The 16733-nt window shown below is 72.6% G+C and carries 14 protein-coding genes and 1 riboswitch; of the genes, 10 read left to right on the forward strand and 4 right to left on the reverse strand.

Annotated elements, in window-relative coordinates; all coding sequences use genetic code 11:
• Positions 1 to 70 precede the first annotated feature (70 nt).
• A riboswitch (SAM riboswitch) is annotated at positions 71 to 190 on the forward strand.
• A gap of 87 nt (positions 191 to 277) precedes the next feature.
• On the forward strand, positions 278 to 1867 hold the full coding sequence (locus tag QQM67_RS06845; RefSeq protein WP_314172699.1) for an aminotransferase class V-fold PLP-dependent enzyme: 1590 nt from the start codon (positions 278 to 280) through the stop codon (positions 1865 to 1867).
• 88 nt (positions 1868 to 1955) lie between these two features.
• Here QQM67_RS06845 and QQM67_RS06850 read toward each other — a convergent pair whose 3' ends face one another.
• Positions 1956 to 2237 carry an Lrp/AsnC family transcriptional regulator gene (locus tag QQM67_RS06850; RefSeq protein WP_070011961.1) on the reverse strand — a complete coding sequence of 94 codons (282 nt, stop codon included), beginning with the start codon at positions 2235 to 2237 and terminating at the stop codon, positions 1956 to 1958.
• Positions 2234 to 2944, reverse strand: coding sequence for a rhomboid family intramembrane serine protease (locus QQM67_RS06855; RefSeq protein ID WP_314172700.1), 711 nt, complete (start codon positions 2942 to 2944; stop codon positions 2234 to 2236). Before QQM67_RS06855 ends, QQM67_RS06850 begins: the two co-directional genes overlap by 4 nt.
• 157 nt (positions 2945 to 3101) lie before the next feature.
• Between QQM67_RS06855 and QQM67_RS06860 the strand changes: the two genes are divergently transcribed.
• The 5 genes from QQM67_RS06860 (at position 3102) to QQM67_RS06880 (ending at position 8992) form a co-directional block, all read left to right on the forward strand.
• Positions 3102 to 3341: a hypothetical protein gene (locus QQM67_RS06860; protein ID WP_314172701.1), complete on the forward strand. Its 240-nt coding sequence runs from the start codon at positions 3102 to 3104 to the stop codon at positions 3339 to 3341.
• A gap of 193 nt (positions 3342 to 3534) precedes the next feature.
• Positions 3535 to 4812: an NYN domain-containing protein gene (locus QQM67_RS06865; RefSeq protein ID WP_399065803.1), complete on the forward strand. Its 1278-nt coding sequence runs from the start codon at positions 3535 to 3537 to the stop codon at positions 4810 to 4812.
• Positions 4813 to 5292: 480 nt separating this feature from the next.
• Positions 5293 to 6324 (forward strand): C40 family peptidase, encoded by a 1032-nt coding sequence (locus tag QQM67_RS06870; protein WP_314172702.1) that lies wholly within the window; start codon positions 5293 to 5295, stop codon positions 6322 to 6324.
• A 387-nt stretch (positions 6325 to 6711) separates the two neighbouring features.
• Positions 6712 to 7701, forward strand: coding sequence for a C40 family peptidase (locus tag QQM67_RS06875; protein WP_314172703.1), 990 nt, complete (start codon positions 6712 to 6714; stop codon positions 7699 to 7701).
• Positions 7702 to 7735: 34 nt separating this feature from the next.
• A complete protein-coding gene (locus QQM67_RS06880; protein WP_314172704.1) occupies positions 7736 to 8992 on the forward strand; it encodes a hypothetical protein in 1257 nt (418 codons plus the stop codon).
• Here the strand turns inward: QQM67_RS06880 and QQM67_RS06885 are convergent.
• Complete coding sequence (locus tag QQM67_RS06885) at positions 8949 to 10316, reverse strand: glycosyltransferase family 87 protein (RefSeq protein WP_314172705.1); 1368 nt, start codon at positions 10314 to 10316, stop codon at positions 8949 to 8951. The two genes, QQM67_RS06880 and QQM67_RS06885, sit on opposite strands and share 44 nt — an antisense overlap.
• A gap of 213 nt (positions 10317 to 10529) precedes the next feature.
• Between QQM67_RS06885 and QQM67_RS06890 the strand changes: the two genes are divergently transcribed.
• Positions 10530 to 11672, forward strand: a complete 1143-nt coding sequence (locus QQM67_RS06890; protein WP_314172706.1) for a glycosyltransferase family 4 protein — start codon at positions 10530 to 10532, stop codon at positions 11670 to 11672.
• A 109-nt stretch (positions 11673 to 11781) separates the two neighbouring features.
• On the opposite strand, the gene QQM67_RS06895 is transcribed toward QQM67_RS06890, so the two are convergent.
• Complete coding sequence (locus QQM67_RS06895; RefSeq protein ID WP_314172707.1) at positions 11782 to 13593, reverse strand: AMP-dependent synthetase/ligase; 1812 nt, start codon at positions 13591 to 13593, stop codon at positions 11782 to 11784.
• Between the two features lie 286 nt (positions 13594 to 13879).
• On the opposite strand from QQM67_RS06895, the gene QQM67_RS06900 reads away from it, so the two are divergent.
• The 3 genes from QQM67_RS06900 (at position 13880) to QQM67_RS06910 (ending at position 16639) form a co-directional block, all read left to right on the forward strand.
• Positions 13880 to 14641 (forward strand): metallophosphoesterase family protein, encoded by a 762-nt coding sequence (locus QQM67_RS06900; RefSeq protein ID WP_314172708.1) that lies wholly within the window; start codon positions 13880 to 13882, stop codon positions 14639 to 14641.
• A 116-nt stretch (positions 14642 to 14757) separates the two neighbouring features.
• Positions 14758 to 15234 carry an SRPBCC family protein gene (locus tag QQM67_RS06905; protein ID WP_314172709.1) on the forward strand — a complete coding sequence of 159 codons (477 nt, stop codon included), beginning with the start codon at positions 14758 to 14760 and terminating at the stop codon, positions 15232 to 15234.
• A 7-nt stretch (positions 15235 to 15241) separates the two neighbouring features.
• Complete coding sequence (locus QQM67_RS06910; protein ID WP_399065571.1) at positions 15242 to 16639, forward strand: ArsA-related P-loop ATPase; 1398 nt, start codon at positions 15242 to 15244, stop codon at positions 16637 to 16639.
• Positions 16640 to 16733: the final 94 nt, after the last annotated feature.

Below are 16733 nucleotides of genomic sequence, written 5' to 3' on the forward strand. Positions count from 1 at the left end.
GTCCGGGAGGCCTGTCCGGGATACGGACGGCGGCCGGCGCCGCCGGAACCGTGTGCCATACTCCCCGCCAGGTCACGAGCGACAGCGATCAAGGCCCCGGCCCGCTGTCCGGCAACCCTCCTTCCGTGGTGGGGTGCCCCGGGTGATGACCGGGCCGCTCGACAGCAGGGTCGTGCGGCAAGCACGGATCCCTCTCACCCTGCCTCCGGCGGGGAGGCCCCAACCTGCCGGGGCGGCCGGTATGGCCGGGGGTCCCCGGTATCGAGGGAGTCATCGCATGAGCCTGCTCGTCACGTCCGCCGCCGGCCGTTCCGGGCCCGTCTCCGAGCGCGCCTATGAGTCCGTGTCCGAGCCCGCCGACGAGTCCGTCTCCGAGGGCTGTTCGGCCGCCGTTCCAGCCGCTGTGCCCGCTGTGCCCGCTGCCGTCCCTACCGTCCCTGCCGTCCCCGGGCCGCTGCCGGTGCTGGGCCTGGACGTGCGCGCGCCGCTCGTGACGGGTGGTGAACTCCCGTACGCCGCACTGGACTACGCGGCGAGCGCGCCCGTACTGCGCAGCGTGTGGGAGGACGTCGCCTCCTACGCCCCGTACTACGGCAGCGTGCACCGCGGCGCCGGCTACCTCTCGCAGCACTCGACCGCGCTCTTCGAGCGCAGCAGGGTCACCGTTGCGCGCTTCCTCGGCTGCCGCGAGACGGACGAGGTCGTCTTCACCCGTTCCACGACCGACTCCCTCAACCTGCTGGCGTCGGCGCTGCCGGAGGGCACGCGCGTGTTCGTCTTCGAGACGGAACACCACGCGTCGCTGCTGCCGTGGCGCGGCGCCGGTACGACGACCGTCTTCCTGGACGCGCCGCGCTCACCGCGGCAGGCCGTCGAGACTCTGGAGAGCGCGCTGAGCGCGGCGCCCGACGGCCCGAAACTGGTGTGCGTGACAGGGGCGTCGAACGTCACGGGCGAGATCTGGCCCGTACGCCGGCTCGCCGCCGCGGCGCACCGGCACGGCGCCCGCATCGTGCTGGACGCGGCGCAGCTCGCCCCGCACCGGCCCGTGCACATCGGTGAACTGGACGTCGACTGGGTCGCGTTCTCCGGGCACAAGCTGTACGCCCCCTTCGGGGCGGGCGTGCTGGCGGGGCGCACCGACTGGCTGCGCGCGGCCGAGCCCTATCTGGCGGGCGGCGGCGCCAGCCGCAAGGTCGCACGGGACGCGGACGGCGGTGTGGCGGTGGAGTGGCAGACCGGACCGGCGCGGCACGAGGCCGGATCGCCGAACGTGATCGGCGCGTACGCGATCGCCTCGGCCTGCCGCGCGCTCACCGGTGCGGGGTTCCCCGAACTGGCCGCTCGCGAGGGGGCGTTGACCGGGAGGCTGCTGGCGGGGCTGAGGGAGGTGCCGGAGGTGAAGGTGCTCTCGCTCTTCGGTACGGACGGCGGCACGGACGCTACCGAGGCCGAGGCCGCTGCCGCTGCCGAAGCCGATGCCGAAGCCGAAGCCGAAGCCAGGGTCGGCGTCGTCTCCTTCGTCGTCGAGGGCTGGAACAGCTCGCACCTGGCCGCGGCCCTCTCCGCCGAGTACGGCATCGGCGTACGGGACGGCCTCTTCTGCGCCCACCCTCTGGTCGGCGCCCTGCTCGGAGACGGCGGCGAGGCCGCGGGCGAGTGCGGCGCCCCCGAAGGCCGGTCGCTGAACGCCGTACGGGTGAGCATCGGCGCGGGCACGCCCGACGAGCACGTGGAGAGGTTCCTGCGGGCTGTTCGCGAACTGGTCCGCGACGGCGCGCGGTGGCGCTACCGCACGGAGGACGGGCGCTGCGTACCGGAACCCGGAGGGTTCACGGGCTCCGCCGCGCCCGCGCTCACCCCCTGACCCGAGCGGCCCGAGGCCCGAGCGGAGCGGCGAGGCGGGAATCGGCCCGGCTGCCGGGGAGGAGCCCGGCACGGGCCGGGCCTCTCTGTCAGGCGTCCAGGCCGATCGCGAACGCCGACTCCAGATCGTGCTGCGAGTAGGTGCGGAAGGCGATGTGGGTCTCGGTGGAGAGCACCCCGGGCACCTTGCTGATCCGGCCGGGGATGACGTCCGCCAGGTCGTCGTGCCGCGCCACCCGCACCATCGCGATCAGATCGTGCGCACCCGTGACCGAGTAGACCTCGCTGACGCCCTCGAGCGCCGCGATCTGCTCGGCGATCTCCGGGATGCGTTCGGTGCTGGTCTTGATGAGCACGATCGAGGTGATCACGGTGTCGACTCTCCCTGGGTCGCCGGAGCGGGCGTGCCCACTGTAGCCGTACGGAAACGGCGGAAACGCGCCCAGGCGTAGAGGAAGCCGAGCGTGAATCCGGCCACATGGGCGAGGTAGGCCACGCCCGGCCCGTCGGAGTCGCCACGCGCCGCGATCCACTGGAGGACGAGCCAGAAGATCAGCACCAGCCAGGCCGGGAAGCGCAGCGGCGCGAAGTACAGGAACGGGAAGAGGCTCGTGACCCGTGCCGTGGGATGGAGATAGAGGAACGCGCCCAGCACGGCGGATACCGCGCCGGACGCCCCGACCAGGGTCTCCGCCGACTGGTGGTGCGCCGCCGCGTAGCAGAGCATGGCGATGTAGCCGACGCTCACGTAGAGGACGGCGAAGCGGAGGCGGCCCATGCGCGTCTCGACCGGGCCGCCGAACACGTGGAGAAACAGCACGTTGCCCACCAGGTGCAGCCAGCCCGCGTGCAGGAAGAGCGCGGTCAGCGGCGTGAGGAACGGACGCACGGCGCCGCTCCACATGGTGCGCGGGACGACGCCCCAGTGGTGGAAGTACGCGGCCTGCGCGCGGTGCAGCGCGGAGCCGGTGCCGTAACCCGGCAGGAAGCCCGAGGCCGGGCCGGTGAGGAAGATCACGGTGCACAGGAGGATGAGCGCACAGGTCACAACGGGAAGCTTCGGCTCGGTGCGGTTCATGACAGCTCGGCCACTGGGCAGGCTCCTCGGGACAAGCGGTGTGCGGCAGGTCTTAGGGTTACGGCAGGCGATGCTGCGCTTCCGTCCGGTTACCGCGCGCACACGCGGTCGCACCGCCCCGAAGCCCGTGAACGCTCGAAGGAATGAGGTCGAGACCATGACGGTCCCCAAGCCCACTGCCGGAACCCGGTGGCGCTGCACGCTCTGCGGCAATCTGACGCGCTTCGACGTGACGCGCTCCAGCAAGGTCGTCGAGTACGTCCACCTGGACCTGGCCGGTGAGCCGCGGATCGAGGAGCAGGAGGTGCTCAGTGAGAGCATCGAATCCGTGCGCTGCCGGTGGTGCGACGCCGCCGACCAGGTCGAGCTCGTGGACCGGCCGGGCGCTCAGGTCTGAGAAACGGCAGGTGTGAACGGTGGTGGATGGTACTGCCGGCGGCTCCGGGCGCGAGCCGTCGGCACCGGGCGCCGAGCCGCAGCCGGAGCCGGGCACAGAGCCGGTTCCCGGTGAGGGCGGTGGCGAGCCCGGGCCCGCCGGTCCGCCGCGCTCCGAGGAAGCCGAGCCGTTCGACAGGCCGCTGCCCGAGAAGGTGCGCCGCCGCGTGGTGGCCCTCACAGGGGACGCGCTCGGCGGCCTGACCGTCGGCGAACTCCCCGCACTGCTGCGTCAGTACGCGCGCTTCACCCCGCAGCGCCGCATCAAGTTCGGCGCCAACGCGATGGCCGCCGCGCTGGAGGGTGAGCCCGCCTTCCGCGAGCGCATCGCCGAGCAGCTGCGCGAACGATTCCCCGAACTCACCGAGGCGCTCACCTCGGGCACGCCCCCGCCCGCGGCCGACCCCGTCGACGTGGCGGCTGTGGCGTACGTACTGCGTCCCGTGGACTGGCCGAAGCTCGTGGCCGCGGCCGGCGAAGAGGCCCAGCGCGCACAGGCCGAGCGCGCCGGTGACCAGGCGCAGCGCGAACTGGCCCGGCTCCGCGCCGAACTGGCGGACGCGCGCACCGCCGCCCGTACGGACGCCGAGCGCGGACGCGGCGAACTGGAGTCCCTGCGCAAGGAACTGGAGGTCACCCAGCGGAAGTTGCGCAGCGCCCAGAGCGATGTGAAACGCGGCGAGGCGGAGGCCCGCAAGCTCCGCGCCGACCTGGAGGAGCTGCGGTCCTCCGCGGCCGCGGAGAAGTCCTCCGCGGAGAGCGAGAGCCGCCGGCTCCGTACGCGGCTCTCGGAAGCGGAATCCGCGCTCGAGGCCGGGCGCCGGGCCGCGCGCGAGGGGCGCAGCGTCCAGGACATGCGGGTGCGGCTGCTGCTGGACACCGTGCTGGACGCGGCGCAGGGCCTGCGCCGGGAGCTGGCGCTGCCGCCGACGACGAGCCGTCCGGCCGACACCGTCGACGCCGTCGAGCCGGGGCAGTTGACCCCCCGTGACATCGCCGCGCGTGCGCTCTCGGAGACCGATCCGGAACTCCTCGACCAGCTGCTCGCGCTGCCGCAGTCACATCTGGTCGTCGACGGCTACAACGTCACCAAGACCGGCTATCCCACGATGCCGCTGGACAAGCAACGGCTGCGGCTGCTGGGCGGACTGGCCGGTCTCGCGGCACAGTCGGGCGCCGAGGTCACCTGCGTCTTCGACGGGGCCGAACTCGCCGCGCCCGTGCTGCTGGCGCCGCCGCGCGGGGTGAGGGTGCTCTTCAGCAAACCGGGGCAGACCGCGGACGAACTCATCCGCCAGCTCGTACGGGCGGAGCCCGCTGGCCGCGCCGTCGTGGTCGTCTCCTCGGACCGCGAGGTCGCGGACGGCTGCGCTGCTGCCGGTGCCCGCCCCGTCTCCTCGGCTCTCCTGCTGCGCCGCCTCGGACGCACGTGAAGGTGACCGGTTCCACAACGTGAGGTGATCCGTGGTCACGGCTCAGGGCGGCGACCACGTTGCTGCGGACCTTCTCGGGCCGTTCGCCGAGCCGCCGGCCGGATGCGTTCCGGGTGGGAGCGCCGACATACGTACTGCGCAGAGCCGTTGGACGGCGTCCGCGCGCAGCCGTCCCGTCCCGTAATGGGCATACTCGCTCAACACTCGTGCACAGGCGTCTCGTTCACGCCTCTGCGTAACGCACTCATCGCTCCCTGTGCGAGCTGGGTAAAGAATCCTCTCCTGTGACGGGTTTTTTCTCAGAGTGATTTGATCCGACGATTACCCGTGGCTAATGTCTGGCCCCGAACCTCCGCAAGGTTGGCCGTCCATCCGGGGCGGCGGCGGAGGACCGCCTCGTTCCACGGAGCCACCGACCGACGCGAAGTGGAGCCGGAGTGTCAGTCCGGCAGGCGGCTGAGGAAGAAGGAGCTCGCCCCAGTGGCGTCCCACCGTCGACCCAAGCAGCCCAGCCGCACTCGCCGCGTCACCGTGCTCACGGCGACCGCCGCCGCGGCCGTCGCCCTGACCTCCCAGGCGGCGCAAGCCGAGCCCAAGGCCTCCAAGAAGGAGGTCAAGGAGAAGGTCGACAAGCTCTACGAGGACGCCGAAGGCGCGACCGAGAAGTACAACGGCGCCAAGGAGAAGCAGCACAAGCTGGAGAAGGAGGTCGCGAACCTCCAGGACAGCGTGGCGCGCGGGCAGGACGACCTCAACGACATGCGCAACGGCCTCGGTTCGATGGCCACAGCGCAGTACCGCACCGGCGGTGTGGACCCGTCCGTGCAGCTCTTCCTCTCCTCGGACCCGGACAGCTACCTCGACAAGGCCTCCACGCTCGACCAGTTGAGCAGCAAGCAGGCCGAGGCGCTGAAGAAGATCCAGAGCAAGCAGCGCAACCTGGCGCAGCAGCGCCAGGAGGCCTCGGACAAGCTGAAGGACCTCGACGACACCCGCAAGGAGCTCGGCGAGAAGAAGAAGGACATCCAGGCCAAGCTCTCCAAGGCCCGGTCGATCCTCAACTCCCTGACCGCGGACGAGCGCGCGAAGCTCGCAGCCCAGCAGGCGAGAGCCGACCGCGCCTCCGCCTCCCGCGTGGACCTCGGCAGCGACGCCTCCGCCTCGCAACGTGCCGCGGCCGCGCTTTCCGCTGCCAAGAGCAAGATAGGTTCGCCGTACGTGTGGGGCGCCACCGGCCCCAGCTCCTTCGACTGCTCCGGCCTCACCTCCTGGGCTTACCAGCAGGCCGGCGTCTCGCTTCCGCGCACCTCCCAGGCCCAGGCCGGTGCCGGCACGCAGGTGGGGCGCGGCGAACTCGCCCCCGGCGACCTCGTCATCTTCTACGGCGACCAGCACCACGTCGGCTTCTACGCGGGCAACGGCCAGATCCTGCACGCCCCGAAGCCCGGTGCCGGTGTGCGCTACGAGTCGATCAACAACATGCCGTTCCAGTTCGGCGTGCGGATCGGCTGAGCCTCCGTTCCCTCGGCTTACTTCTTCCTGCCTTCTTCCTCTTGCCCGAACGGCTCCGATCGCTGAGGCGGTGCGCGCCAGTGCGGACTCCGGCGCAACGTGGGCAACTCCGGCAACACGGGCGTCATCTCGCGTACGGGGCGCCGTCGTTCGTCCGGGTGAAAGCGAGCACGCCGGAATGATCCCCGGCCCCGCCGTTGACCTGCGTCGATCGGCGGGGCTCGCGCATTTGTCCGGGCTACCGCGCCGCGCGCGGTGCGTGGAACCTTCCTGACGGTGCGGCTAGATTCGCCGCGCCGTAACGGAAGGAGCGCGTCCGCAGTGGTCTCTCACCGGACTCATCGAAAACCCGCCCAGCGTGGCCGAAGTTGGCCCGGCCGGATCGCCGTGCTGACGGCGGTGGCCGGCGCCGCCGCGGCGCTGTCCCCGGCCGCACCGGCCGGCGCCCGTCCCGCCGACCACGGCGCCGCCACGGAGCGTACGGCGGGCTCCCGCATCGACAGGCTCTACGAGCAGGCCGAGGCCGCCACGGAGAAGTACAACGCGGCGGCCGAGCGCGCGCGGGAGCTGCAACGGCAGGTCGAGTACGCACAGGAGAGCGCCGCCAGGAAGCAGCAGAGCGTCAACGCCCTGCGCTCCGCGCTCGCTTCGTTCGCCGGCGCGCAGTACCGCTCCGGCGGCATCGACCCGTCCCTCGCCCTGATGCTCACCGAAGACCCGGACGGCTACCTGGACAAGGCCACGACCCTCGACCGCATCGGCAGCCGCCAGCAGGACCGGCTGCAACGGCTCAAGAGCGCCCAGCGCTCCCTGAACCAGCAGCGCACCGAGGCCGGCGCCAAGCTGCGCATGCTGGAGCGCGAGCGCGCGGAGCGGAAGCGGCAGAAGAAGGCCGTACTGAAGAGGCTCGCCGCCGCGCGCGAGCTGCTGCACGAACTCTCCCCGGCCGAGCGGGCGGAGCGTGAGCGCGCCTCGCGCGCGGGCGGGCGCGGCGGCTCGTTCCTGCCGGGGGCCGGCGCCGAGGCGTCGTCGCAGCGGGCCGCGGCCGCCGTCGCCGCCGCACGGTCCGCCGTCGGCAAGCCGTATGTGTGGGGCGCGGCCGGGCCCGGCTCCTTCGACTGTTCCGGCCTGACGCAGTGGGCGTACGGGAAGGCCGGGGTGTCCATTCCGCGCACCTCGCAGGAGCAGCGCGGCGCCGGCACGCAGGTGCCGATGAGCCAGGCGCGCCCCGGCGATCTGGTGGTCTACCGCGACGACGCGAGCCACGTCGGGATGTACGTGGGCGGCGGCCAGGTGGTGCACGCGCCGCATCCCGGCGCGCCCGTGCGCTACGACCCGGTGGGCATGATGCCGGTGTCCTCCGTGACCCGTCCGTGAGCCCACCCGCGGGCGCGCCCGTACGATCGTGCGCGTGGTGGGACCTGGGAAGTGGTGTGAGGCGCGGAGCGCCGCGGTCCGCCGGGCGCTGAACGCGGGGCTGGCGGCGGCGGTGCTGACCGCGGCGTCCGGCTGCGGCGCGGGGACCGAGCCGAGCCCCGAGAGCCGTGCTCGTACCGCGTTGCAGCGCGCGCTGGACCGGCAGGCGGCGGCGGTGCGTGACGGGAGCGAGAGCGGCTTTCTGGCCGCCGTCGACAGCCGCGAGAAGGACTACCGCGCCGCACAGCGGCGGGTGTTCGGGAACCTGCACCGCCTGCCGCTGACCCAGTGGTCCTATCGGGTGGGTGACGTACGAGGGGACACCGGCGGCGGCCGCCTCCAGGCCGACGTGCGCCTGCGCTACAAGCTGCGCGGCGACGACCAGGCTCCCGTCTCCGCCACCGAACGCCTCGCGTTCACCGAACGCCGCGGCAAGTGGTATGTCAGTGCCGAACTCCCGGGCAGCGAGCGGCAGCTGTGGGAGCAGGGCGAGGTCACCGTGGTGCACGGTGAGAACAGCCTCGTGCTCGGGGCGGACCGCGATCGCGGGGCGCTCCAGGAGCTCGCCCGCAAGGCGGACCAGGCGGTGTCCGAGGTCGACCGTGCCTGGCCGCGCTCCTGGCCGCACAGGGTCGTCGTCGAATCGCCGTCCTCGCTGCGGGACATGGCGCGGCTGCTGGACGCTCCCGCCTCCTCCTACGAGGGCATCGCCGCCGTCACCACGGGCGAGGCCGGGGAGCACACGGACGCGCCCGCGGACAGGATCGTGGTCAACCCCGACGCGTACGGGGAGCTGAGCGGCGAGGGCCGTCAGGTCGTCCTCACGCACGAGACCGTGCACGTCGCCACCCGCACCCACACCAGCGGCGCCACGCCGCTGTGGCTCTCCGAGGGCTTCGCCGACTGGGTCGGCTACGGCGCCACCGACCGCAAGCCCGAGGAGGCCGCGGCGGAGCTCGTACGAGCCGCCCAGGCGGGGAAGCTGCCCCGCGAGCTGCCCGCGGACCGCGACTTCCGCTTCGGCCGTGAGGCGGACGAACTTGGGCGTGCGTACGAGAGCGGCTGGCTCGCATGCCGCCTCATCGCGGACGAGTGGGGCAAGGAAAAGCTGATCGGGCTCTATCTGCGGCTCGGTTCGGCGCAGAAGAGCCAGGGCACCGCCGTCGACGAGGCCATGCAGAGCGAACTGGGCCTGGACACCGCGGAGTTCACGGAGAAGTGGCGCTCGTACGTACGGAAGGAGCTGTCGTGACGTCCGGGTCCGGATCCGCCTCGGCCCGCGTCGAGCGCCACAGCCGCACGCACGCCAGCAGCGACGCGGCCACGAGAAGGCCGTTGCGCACGGTCAGCAGCAGCAGGCCCAGCCAGTCGCTGGCGACGACATGGGCGAAGCCCGGCGGGAACTCCAGCAGCGTCATGGCCGTGGCCCCCAGCACCAGCAGCGCGGGCAGCGTCTGACAGGTCGTGCGCAGCGTCAGGCAGACGGCCGCGAGACCCACCAGCCAGATCATGTACTGCGGGCTGAGGACACGGCTGGTGGTGGTGAACAGCAGCACCGCGGTCAGCGCGGCGTCGGCCGGCGTCGAAGGCGTCCACGTACGGGCGCGCAGCCGCCACAGCAGCAGCCAGGCGAAGGCGAGGACGGTCAGCACCAGCGCGGCGTCGCTGACGAGATTCACATACGGGCCGACGAACTCCATCGAGCCGTAGTTGAGCAGCACCTGCCCCTCCCAGCCGAACTGCCGTGCCACATGGAAGACCAGCGCCCCGAGCGACTCCACCTCCGTGCCCCGGCTCTGCTGGAATCCCACGAAGGCGAGCGCGCCCGGCATCGTCGCCGCGAAGAACCCCATGACGGCGACTCCCGCGATCAGGGCGGCAGTCCACATGGTGCGCGTCGGACGGCCGCGCGGCGCTCCGAGCAGCAGCAGCGCGGGCCAGATCTTCAGCGTCGCGCCGAACGCGGCGAGGGCCCCGGCCGTACGCGGACGGGAGACGCCCGCGAGGAGCGCGCCGACGGCGACGGCGGTCACCATCAGGTCGTAGCGCGCATACGCGGTGGGGCCCAGCAGCGCCACCCCCGCGACCCAGCTCCACACACCGGCACGGCGCCGCCCGGGCCGCCTCGACGCGCCGAGCAGCAGACCGAGGACGGCGGCGTCGGCGGCGCAGGCCAGCAGGTAGAAGGCCGCGGCGTAGTCGAGGAAGGGCAGCAGTGCGGGGGAGAGAACCGCCAGGGCGGCGGCGGGAGGGTACTGCCAGGTGACGTCGCTCTCCGGGAAGAGCCCGGACCGCAACACCTCGGACCAGCCCCGGTAGATGACGTGGATGTCGCTCGTGTAGTCCGGGCCGGGCACGGTGAGGACCTTGAAGGTGCACAGCAGCAGCACGGCACGCGTGACGGCCCAGACCAGGAGGGGCGCGGCGAGCGCACCGCGGGAACCCTGGCGCCGCCTGTGGCCGCCGCGGCTCTGGGGCCGTCCGGCGTGCCCGTCGCGCGGCGCTTCCGACTCTGCCTTCCGCGGCGCTTCCGCCTCGTCCTCCCGTGGGGGCGGCGCCGCCGTGCTCTCCGTCATACCCACCTTGCCGTCGACTGCTGCTCGTCCGCTGCCCTTGCCGCCGGGGCTCGCCCCGGCGGTCGCTCCAACCGCCTTACCCGCTCGCCGTGTTGCCTCGCCGCGTTGCCTCGCTGGGTTGCCCGCGCGCCATCATGCCCGCCGGCACGGGCGGCCGCATGCCACGGCCGGTCCAGGGGCGGTGCGGTCACCCGGACGATACTGTCGACGGCGATGCACAAGACCTTGGTCGTCACCAACGACTTCCCGCCGCGGCCCGGTGGCATCCAGGCGTTCCTGCACAGCATGGCGCTGCGTCTGGATCCTTCCCGCGTGGTCGTCTACGCCTCCACGTTCAAGCGAAGCCGTGAAGGCGCCGAGGAGACCGCACGGTTCGACGCGGAGCAGCCCTTCACCGTCGTACGGGACCGCAGCACCATGCTGCTGCCGACGCCGCGGGTGACGCGGCGTGCGGTGGGGCTGCTGCGTGAACACGGCTGCGAGTCGGTCTGGTTCGGGGCGGCGGCGCCGCTCGGGCTGATGGCGCCCGCACTGCGCCGTGCGGGCGCGCGGCGCCTCGTGGCGACGACGCACGGGCACGAGGCGGCGTGGGCCCGACTGCCCGTCGCCCGGAGCCTGTTGCGCCGCATCGGCGAGGGTACGGACACCCTCACGTATCTCGGCGAGTACACACGGTCGAGGATCGCGAGCGCCCTCACCCCCGAGGCGGCGGCCAGGATGGTCCAACTGCCGCCCGGAGTCGACGAGAAGACCTTCCACCCCGGCTCCGGCGGCGACTCGGTGCGCGACAGGCTCGGGCTCGGCGGCCGGCCGGTGGTCGTGTGCGTCTCACGGCTGGTGCCGCGCAAGGGGCAGGACACGCTGATCCGGGCTATGCCCCGCGTCCTGGACCAAGTGCCGGACGCGGTACTGCTGGTGGTCGGCGGCGGCCCGTACCGCGGCGACCTGGAGAAGCTGGCGGCGGCGACGGGCGTGGAGCGCGCCGTGCGCTTCACCGGGGCGGTCCCGTGGGAGGAGCTGCCCGCGCACTACGGCGCCGGTGACGTCTTCGCGATGCCGTGCCGCACCCGCAGGGGCGGACTGGACGTGGAGGGCCTCGGCATCGTCTATCTGGAGGCCTCGGCCACCGGACTGCCCGTCGTCGCGGGCGACTCGGGCGGCGCACCCGACGCCGTTCTGGAGGGGGAGACGGGCTGGGTGGTGCGGGGCGGCGCCCCGGAGGAGGCCGCCGACCGCCTCATCGCACTGCTGAAGGACCCCGAACTGCGCGCCGCCATGGGGGAGAAGGGCCGGGAGTGGGTCGTCGAACGCTGGCGCTGGGACCTGCTCGCGGAGCGCCTCAAGACACTGCTGTGAGACGCCCTGAGGCCCCCTGAGACGGTTCGGGGACGGGCAGGTTCCGGGACGGGCAGGCCCCCTGAGATGCCGGGCCCTGAGCGCCGGACGGGCCCCGCCCACCCGGTGTTCAGACGTACAGCGCCTCGATCTCGTCCGCGAAGTCCTTCGCCACCACGCCCCGCTTGAGCTTCAGCGACGGTGTGATGTGCCCCGACTCCTCCGTGAACTGGGTGCTCAGGACACGGAACTTGCGCACGGACTCGGCGCGCGAGACCAGGGCGTTGCCCCCGTCCACGGCGCGCTGGAGCTCAGCCAGCAGCTCCTCGTCGTGCAGCAGCTCCTCGTTGGAGAGCGCCGCCTTGCCGTGCTCCTGGGCCCACCGCGGCAGGAACTCCTCGTCGACGGTGAGCAGGGCGCCCGCGAAGGGACGGCCGTCGCCGACGACCATGCACTCGGCGACCAGCGCGTGCCCGCGGATGCCGTCCTCTATGACCGACGGCGCGATGTTCTTGCCGCCCGCGGTCACCAGGATCTCCTTCTTCCGCCCGGTGATGGCGAGGAAGCCGTCCGCGTCGAGCGTGCCCAGGTCGCCGGTGTGGAACCAGCCGTCGGCGAGGGCCTCTTGGGTGGCCTGCTCGTTGTTCCAGTAGCCGGTGAAGAGGTGTTCGCCGTGCAGCAGGACCTCTCCGTCGTCCGCGATGCGCACGACGGAGCCGGGCAGCGGCTGGCCGACGGTGCCGATCTTCTGGCGGTCGTACGGATTGAAGGCCGTCGCGGCGCACGACTCCGTGAGGCCGTAACCCTCCAGCACCGTGAAGCCGATGCCCCGGTAGAAGTGCCCGAGCCGTTCGCCCAGCGGTGCTCCGCCCGAGATGGCGTGGGTCGCGAGCCCGCCGAGCACCGAGCGCAGCTTGCTGTAGACGAGCACGTCGAAGAGCTTGTGCCGAAGCTTCAGCCCGAGCGAAGGGCCCGAGGGATCGTCCAGCGCGCGGCTGTAGGCCATCGCGGTCTCGGCTGCCTTGTCGAAGATCTTGCCCTTGCCGCCCGCCTGGGCCTGCGCCCGCGCGGAGTTGAAGACCTTCTCGAAGACGCGGGGCACACCGAGGATCATCGTCGGCCGGAACGCGGCCAGTTCGTCCGTGAGCGTCTTGGTGTCGGGGACGTGGCCCAGTTTGATGGGCGCCATCACGGCCGCCACCTGCACGAGCCGGCCGAAGACGTGGGCGACGGGCAGGAAGAGCAGCACTGAGGACTCGCCCGTGCGGAACATGGGCCGCAGCCGCTCCACGACGTTTCCGCACTCGGCGAAGAAGCTGCGGTGGGTGAGGACGCAGCCCTTGGGCCGGCCCGTGGTGCCGGAGGTGTAGACGATGGTGGCGGGGGAGTCGGCGTGCGCGCTGGAGGAGCGTGACTCGACCGTCGCGTCGTCCACCCCGGCGCCCGCCGCCGTGAGTTGACCGACGGCGCCCGTTCCGGAGCCGGCCTGCTCGGGCTCGATCTGCCAGACGTGGGCGAGGGCGGGCAGCCGGTCACGCACCGACTCGACGGCCCGCGTGTGCTCCGGCGTCTCGACGAGACACGCGACCGAGCCCGAGTCGCCGAGGATCCAGGCGATCTGCTCCGGCGAACTCGTCTCGTACACCGGCACGGTGACGGCGCCGGCGCTCCAGATCGCGAAGTCGAGCAGCGTCCACTCGTAGCGAGTGCGCGACATCAGGGCCACCCGGTCGCCCGGCTGGACACCGGAGGCGATCAACCCCTTTGCGGCAGCCTGCACTTCGGCGAGGAAGTCGGCGGCGCTGACGTCTGCCCACTCTTCTCCCTGCTTGCGTGCGACGACGGCGACATCGGGATGCTGAGCCGCGTTGCGGCGAATGAGATCCGTCAGATTGCCGTCGGCCGGCACCTCGTAGAGGGCCGGAAGGCTGAACTCGCGCAAGATTCTTGCTCCTCGGGTCGCGCCGGAGGATGGCGGCCGTGGGGGGCGGCCTCCGATGGCTCGGATCCGGGGGCGTGGGGAGCCCCCCGGTTGTCTGACGGCCCGGACGTTACCCATCGGTAGGGTCATGGGGGTAGGGGGTAACACTGAGATGTCTGATGCGTCACACGACTCGGGCGCGTCGCGAAAGCCTAGTCCACGTAGCCCGTGTCGGGGAAGTTACCGCAGGTGGGGAGGGCCCGGAGCGGGGGTGCCGCGCGGAAGCCCTCGGATCTAGGGTGAGGCCATGCGAGTCCACGTGGTCAGCGATGTGCACGGCAACAGCCGCGACCTCGCGACGGCCGGCGACGGCGCCGACGCCCTCGTCTGCCTGGGAGATCTCATCCTCTTCCTCGACTACGCCGACCACTCGCGCGGCATCTTCCCCGAGCTGTTCGGGGTCGAAAGCGCGGACCACATAGTGGAGTTGCGCACAGCGCGCCGCTTCGCCGAGGCACGGGAGTTCTCCCGCAGCCTGTGGGCCGGCGTGGACAGGGCGGCGGCCACGGAGCGGGCCGTCCGCAAGCAGTACGCCGAGCTGTTCGCCGCCTTCCCCGCGCCTACGTACGCGACCTACGGCAATGTCGACATGCCGCCTCTGTGGCCCGAGTACGCGGCAGAGGGCACCACCGTCCTCGACGGCGAGACGGCCGACATCGGGGGCCTGCGCTTCGGCTTCGTGGGCGGGGGACTGAAGACGCCCATGCGCACGCCGTACGAGATCGACGACGAGACGTACGCGGCGAAGGTCGAGGCGCTCGGCGAGGTCGACGTGCTCTGTTCCCATATCCCGCCCGAGGTACCGGAGTTGTGCTACGACACCGTCGCCCGCCGCTTCGAGCGCGGCAGCGAGGCCCTGCTGCGCGCGATCCGCTCCGTACGGCCGCGCTTCCACCTCTTCGGGCACGTGCACCAGCCGCTGGTGCAGCGGATGCGGATCGGGCCCACCGAGTGCGTGAACGTGGGGCACTTCAACGCGACCGGGACGCCCTGGGTGCTGGAGTGGTGAACGCGCCGTGGCCGCCCGTACGCGGACCGAGGCCGGGTACGCCCGGAGCCGGGCACGCGCGGTAGCCTGCCAGCGGCAATCGGGGGTCGCGCCCAGCATATGGAGGAGCCACGGCGATGGCGGAACACACGAGCTCGAACATCACCATCGATGCGGCGCCCGCGGCGGTGATGGGGGTGATCGCCGACTTCGCCCGCTACCCGGAGTGGACCGGCGAGGTGAAGGAGGCCGAGGTGCTCTCCGAGGACTCCCAGGGGCGGGCCGAGCAGGTGCGGCTGCTGCTGGACGCGGGCGCCATCAAGGACGAACACACCCTGGCCTACGAGTGGATCGGCGAGAACGAGGTCCGCTGGTCGCTGGTGAAGTCGCAGATGCTGCGCGAACTGGACGGCGTCTACCGGCTGGCGCCGGTCGAGGGCGGTGAACGTACCGAGGTCACCTACCAGTTGACCGTCGACGTCAAGATCCCGATGCTCGGGATGATCAAGCGCAAGGCGGAGAAGGTCATCATCGACCGTGCGCTGTCGGGCCTGAAGAAGCGGGTCGAGTCGGGCGGTGGCGCCGGCAAGGGCGCGGACGCCGCCAAAGGCTGACGCGCGAGTGCCGGGGCCCGAGGAGGAGCGCCGCCGCGTTCCGGAACCGCGGAGCGCGCCGGGGAACGCAACCGCGCCGGACGGCACGGGAGAGCCGCGGGAGCGCGGAGCACCTGAGCCGGGCGCAGGTCCCGGCGCCGGGCGGCGGGCCACGCGGACGCTGCTGATCACAGGCGCGGGCGGTGCGGGACGTACGACCGTCGCCGCCGCGAGCGCCGTCGCCGCGGCGATGCGCGGCAGGCGGACACTTCTCCTGAGCGGCGAGCGACCCGCGACCCTGGAGGCCGTGCTGGGCATGCCCGCCGGAGCCCTGAACGGAGCGGGCGGACCGGGCGGATCGGGTGGGACGGGCAGTGCGGTGCCGGGCACGGACGGGCTTCTGCACGCCGCCCGTACCGACTCCGCGGAGCACTTCCGCACCGCCGCCGTCGCCCTCCAGGAGCGCGGCCGGAAGGTGCTGGACCTGCTCGGCTCGGACCCGCTGGACGAGGACGAGGTGACCGAACTGCCGGGCGCCGCCGCCTTCGCGCTGCTGAGCGCGGTGCGTGCCGCGCACGCCGCGGGGAGCTGGGACACCCTCGTCGTCGATCTGCCGCACACGCCCACCGCGCTGCGCACGCTGGCACTGCCCGCGCAGCTGCGCCGGTATCTGCGCAGGCTGCTCCCGGCCGAGCGGCAGGCGGCGCGAGCCCTGCGTCCCGCGCTGGCACAACTCGCGGGCGTGCCGATGCCCACGGACGCGCTGTATGAGACGACCGCCCGCTGGGAGGGCGAACTCGCCGACGTACAGGGCCTGCTGGAGTCTCCCGACACGGTCGTGCGCCTTGTCGCCGAGCCCGGCCCGCTCGCCGCGGAGGCGGTGCGCCTCGGCCGCGCCGGACTCGGCCTGTACGGGCTGAGGTTGGAGGCGGTCGTCGCCAACAGGGTGTTCCCGTCCGGGAGTCGGGACCCCTGGACGGCCTCGCTGTCCGGGCAGCAGCAGACCGTGCTCAAGGCGTGGCGCGAGGAGTACGAACCGGCGGGCGTGCCCGTCCGCGAAGTCCCGCACCTGGGAAGCGAACCGCGCGGCGCGGGCGACCTGCTGCGCCTCGCCGCCGCGGAGCCCGCACCCGGGAACGGGCGGACCGGAGCCGCCCCCGGCACGGACGGCGCCGTCGAGGACCGGCTGGCCCGCGACGGCCTCCTGGTCTGGCGGCTGGCGCTGCCGTCGGTGCGCAAGGAGGAGCTGGAGCTCGTACGGCGCGGGGACGAGCTGATGCTCGGCGTCGGCCCGTACCGGCGGGTGTTCGCGCTGCCCTCGGCGCTGCGCCGGTGCCGGGTCGTCGGGGCCTCGCTGGAACGGGGCGAGCTGCGGGTGCGCTGCGAGCCCGATCCGGCGCTGTGGCCGGAGGGCACGGGGCGCTGACGACGGGCCCGAGCGGCCGCGAACCCGCAAGGTGTGAAGGCCCTTCGGCCGTACGGCCCGTGCCGGGCCCGTACCCGAGCCCTTCGCGGGTCCG

This window comes from Streptomyces winkii, assembly GCF_032248595.1.
GTDB lineage: Bacteria > Actinomycetota > Actinomycetes > Streptomycetales > Streptomycetaceae > Streptomyces > Streptomyces winkii.

What these genes read in the sequence shown, in the direction of transcription:
- QQM67_RS06845 (WP_314172699.1), top strand. Translation starts at nt 278, where the DNA reads ATGAGCCTGCTCGTCACGTCCGCCGCCGGCCGTTCCGGGCCCGTCTCC.
- QQM67_RS06855 (WP_314172700.1), bottom strand. Translation starts at nt 2,944, where the DNA reads ATGAACCGCACCGAGCCGAAGCTTCCCGTTGTGACCTGTGCGCTCATC.
- QQM67_RS06860 (WP_314172701.1), top strand. Translation starts at nt 3,102, where the DNA reads ATGACGGTCCCCAAGCCCACTGCCGGAACCCGGTGGCGCTGCACGCTC.
- QQM67_RS06885 (WP_314172705.1), bottom strand. Translation starts at nt 10,316, where the DNA reads ATGACGGAGAGCACGGCGGCGCCGCCCCCACGGGAGGACGAGGCGGAA.
- QQM67_RS06890 (WP_314172706.1), top strand. Translation starts at nt 10,530, where the DNA reads ATGCACAAGACCTTGGTCGTCACCAACGACTTCCCGCCGCGGCCCGGT.
- QQM67_RS06900 (WP_314172708.1), top strand. Translation starts at nt 13,880, where the DNA reads ATGCGAGTCCACGTGGTCAGCGATGTGCACGGCAACAGCCGCGACCTC.
- QQM67_RS06905 (WP_314172709.1), top strand. Translation starts at nt 14,758, where the DNA reads ATGGCGGAACACACGAGCTCGAACATCACCATCGATGCGGCGCCCGCG.